Below are 249 nucleotides of genomic sequence, written 5' to 3'. Positions count from 1 at the left end.
TTACGACAGTGGTCGCAATGCGGCGGCTTGTATAGGGCTGACACCCGTGCAACATTCCAGCGGTGAAAAAGGGAGAATGGGGCGAATAGCAAAACAACAAGGTAGCACCTTGCGCAGTTGCTTATTTGTAGGAGCCCGCTCGGTGGTATGTAAGCTCAAACATCGCGAGCCAACGACCGAGAAAGAGCGGTGGTTAAAGGGATTGATAGCGCGAAGAGGCAGCAAGTGTGCCGCACTCGCCTTGGCAAA

At 53.8% G+C, this 249-nt stretch carries 1 protein-coding gene; it reads left to right on the top strand.

All coding sequences use genetic code 11. The features are described 5' to 3' along the window. Window positions 1-46: 46 nt before the first annotated feature. Window positions 47-249 (top strand): transposase (locus Q4519_RS21965; RefSeq protein WP_303516100.1); only part of this gene is annotated, 203 nt, incomplete at its 3' end.

The sequence above is a fragment of the Motilimonas sp. 1_MG-2023 genome, assembly GCF_030547455.1.
Classification (GTDB): domain Bacteria; phylum Pseudomonadota; class Gammaproteobacteria; order Enterobacterales; family CBDFNC01; genus Motilimonas.
Note: the sequence above shows the minus strand (reverse complement) of the source record. Positions and strands in the feature narration are given on the sequence as shown.